The organism is Bacillus sp. SSR7 (assembly GCF_055902415.1).
Window position 1 is genome coordinate 1 of the sequence record NZ_JBVVXV010000040.1, and the last position, 3,635, is coordinate 3,635.

At 30.0% G+C, this 3,635-nt stretch carries 3 protein-coding genes; 2 read left to right on the forward strand and 1 reads right to left on the reverse strand.

The genetic code is table 11. The features are described from left to right. The coding region (locus AC0NJG_RS28515) for an S-layer homology domain-containing protein (protein WP_474063704.1) at positions 1–716 on the reverse strand (716 nt) is incomplete at its 3' end. A 628-nt stretch (positions 717–1,344) separates the two neighbouring features. On the opposite strand from AC0NJG_RS28515, the gene AC0NJG_RS28520 reads away from it, so the two are divergent. After that, complete coding sequence (locus tag AC0NJG_RS28520; RefSeq protein ID WP_087954949.1) at positions 1,345–2,247, forward strand: hypothetical protein; 903 nt, start codon at positions 1,345–1,347, stop codon at positions 2,245–2,247. Between the two features lie 673 nt (positions 2,248–2,920). Beyond that, on the forward strand, positions 2,921–3,635 hold a 715-nt coding region (locus AC0NJG_RS28525; protein WP_474063705.1), incomplete at its 3' end, for an S-layer homology domain-containing protein.

The window sequence follows — 3,635 nt, forward strand, 5'->3', positions numbered from 1 at the left end:
GTAACTTCTTGACTATTTCCATTAGCATCTTTATATGCAACAGTCACATAATAAGGGTCTGCATCATTTATTACACCAACTACAGCATTTTCTTGTTGGTTTGTTTGATGATGGATTTGATCAGATTTCGCAATGAATTGTGCAGCCTCTGCACGAGTAATCGCTCTATTAGGAGACCAGCTATTTCCATCTTCAGTACCCTTAGAAATTTCTGTTTGTATTAAAATATTTGCATATCTTTCTCCCCAATGTCCTTTTAGATCCTCAAATGTAGTTGCGCTATCTTTAGCAACTTTATTTTCTAATTTATAAGCGTTTGCCACCATTGAAGCCATCGATGCACGATTAATCAAACCTGTTGGAAGGAAGTTACCATTTCCATCTCCTTTAATAACACCTGCTTTTTCAACAGCTGCAATGTAAGGTGCTGCCCAATGGTTTTGGGCATCTTGGAAAGATGGTTTAGCATTTTTATTAATTTCTAATCCAAGCATAATGGCCATTATTTTGGCAGCTGAACCTCGATCAATTGTTTCAGTTGGAGCAAAAGTACCATCAGGTTTTCCATGTAATGCACCTTTTTCAACCAGGTAATTTACAGAAGGGCTTGCCCAATTTGGGACATCTGGGAATTTGTGAGTATTTGCAAATGCACTAGATGAGTAGGATAGTAGACTTCCAGCAAGAATTCCTGTAGCAATTAATTTGTATTTCAAAATGTAACACTCCTAAAAATTATTACAGCTTGGTAAATCTATCATTTATAGTTAAACTCATAAGTAATATGACCTAGTTTAATAGATTGGGTTGGTATCATCACTATATTACAGATAAATAATATACGGTTGATTCAAAATATTATTTCGAAAAGAATTCACAGACATACACTTGTAGTAAGGGACTATTTGATATGTTCACCAAGCATGTGTAACTAGTATAGTTACTCGTATGTACGAGTGTCAATTAAAAAAGAATTACATTTTTGTAAGATAACCGTGTTAATAATATACTAAGTAATTATTATATAAGGTGAATAATTACTCATTATAATTACTAAAAGGATGAATAAATTTGTTTTTAATCCTATGTAATGAGAGGGCTGTCTAGATTAAAGAAAAGAGCGATATTTAGCATTATTTACTAGTAATTTATTTTTATTCAATAATAAACATAAAAAATTTACTTCATGAAAAATTTCTTTTCAATATTATTAACCTTATTAACTTACAAAAGTGTAAGGATATTTTTATTGACGTTCTTTAAAAGGTGTAACTATAATGATTACATGATGATTGATAATTAAAATCATTTAGTGAATAGATATGATTGGAGATGTTTTAGCATATGAAGAAAGTCATTTTAGCTGGTGCATTAGGATTTGCAGCATTTACAGGAAGCAACATACCAGGATTAGATTCAATAACAGCAAGTGCAGCTGTGCAAGAGTTCAACACTACAGTTGAGGGGAAAGTAATAGAAGTACAGTCAAAGTATTTTATCATTGAAAGTAAAGAATTAAATGAAAGTGTAACTATTTATACTGATTTTCAAGCAAATGCAAAACCAGGTGAATATGTAAAAGTGAATAGTAATGGTCCATTACTTCAAAACGCATTTACTACAAGTTTAACAGCTAATACTGTGGAGCATTTTGAATTAGCTCCTGGAAACTATGAGGAATATACAGTTGGGCATGTAAGTAAAGTTTCTTCTAATGAATTATTAGTTACATATATAGATAATAACGGAAATCCAGCAGATCTTCGTGTCCCTCTAAAAAATACTCATAACTTTAAGGTTAATGACTTAGTGAAAGTAGAAAGTGATTTCTGGGCAAGATCCATACCACCTATAGCTGTAAATGCAAAAGTAGAAAAAGTTAAAACGCAAATTAATGGTTATAGTACTAGTACTGAGTCTTTAGAAAAAGAAGGTACAACATTGAAACCAGGAATGTATGAAAAAGTAGATGGTCAACCTAATTTTGTAATCGGAGAAATCACAAAAATAGACAAAGATTATACCGATTATGTAGCTGTCACATACCCTTCTAAAAATGGGGAAAATGATCTTGTTTATGTAGAGTTAACGCAGGGACAACAATTTAATATAGGTGATATGGTTCGAGTAGATTTTCATGATGGATCTAATTTCCATGGAATGGATAAAACAACGTATGACCATATACAAAAAATTAACGATAAAATTAAACAGAATACAAATAAAGAGCAATGGGTTTGGTCTTAATTTTAATAAAATAAAAGTATCCATCTATAATGTATATACCAATTCTAAAAGTCTTGTAATATGTTACAAGGCTTTTTTGAATTAATTACTTTAAAACATAATCTTTTGTTTCATTCATGCACTGAATTTTGTGAAATTTGTTTATGAAGATATAAAAAATTCTTTCGTTGATATTATTTAATCTAAAAAAACTCCTTTACTTCATGGAATTAGAAACATTTTTCTCAACTATTCTATATAATGTAGTGATTAATTATTATACAAGGTGAATAATTAATCACTACATTATTAATATGGTTACCTTACAATAATGTAAGATTTCTTTAATTGACACTCGTATATATAAGTAACTATACTAATTACGCAACAGCGATTCATCTGTAAGTACTGTGTATACTAATACTTTTAACTAAAAAAGATGTGTATCTATTTTAAAACAAAAACACGTGTAACTATTAGCTTTATATGTATAGGATACAGTCTTATTAGTCATAATTTCGTATGGATAGTTGGAGAACTTGAAATTAATATAAAGAATAATTTTATATTAAACGTAATATTAAAATAAATTAAAGTTATGGTATATTCAGTATTCTCCTCGTTTGTATCTTGGATTTCTTATGATGAACCGATATATATAGAATCATTTCATAAAAATAAAGGAGATTTAATTATGAATTTTAAACAAATTATTTTAGCAGGTGCTGTCATTACTACAGCCACATTAACGACTTTGAATAGTGTACAGGCTGAGAAGAAAATATTTAATGATGTTCCAGTCAATCATTGGTCTGAACAAGCAATTAATGATTTAGCGAGTAGAAAAATTGTATATGGCTATGGAAATGATACTTTTGGATTTGGAGATAAAGTCACACGTGGTCAGGTAGCGAGAATGTTATACAATTATTTAAAACCACAGGATGTAGACTCAAGTTTTAAAAATCCATTTACAGATATAAAAGGTAATATGTTTGAAAAAGACATTTTAGCAATGGTAAAAGCAGGAGTTATGACTGGATATGGAAATGGTAAATTTGGACCAAATGAAAGCTTAACTCGTGAACAAATGGCAGTAGTTCTTACAAATGCATTTAAATTAAAAGCGAATTCAATAACTAATTTTAAAGATGTAGATAAAAATTATTGGGCAACGAAAGCAATCAGTGCACTGCAAGAAAATAAATTAAGCGCAGGCACAGGAAATGGTATATTTGAACCTAAAGTAATTGTAACTCGCGAACAATATTCGCAGTTCTTATATAATGTGATCAATAAAGTAGAGAAATCAGAAGAGAAACCAGAAGTAAAATCAGAAGAGAAACCAGAAGTAAAATCAGAAGAGAAACCAGAAGTAAAATCAGAAGAGAAACCAGAAGTAAAATCAG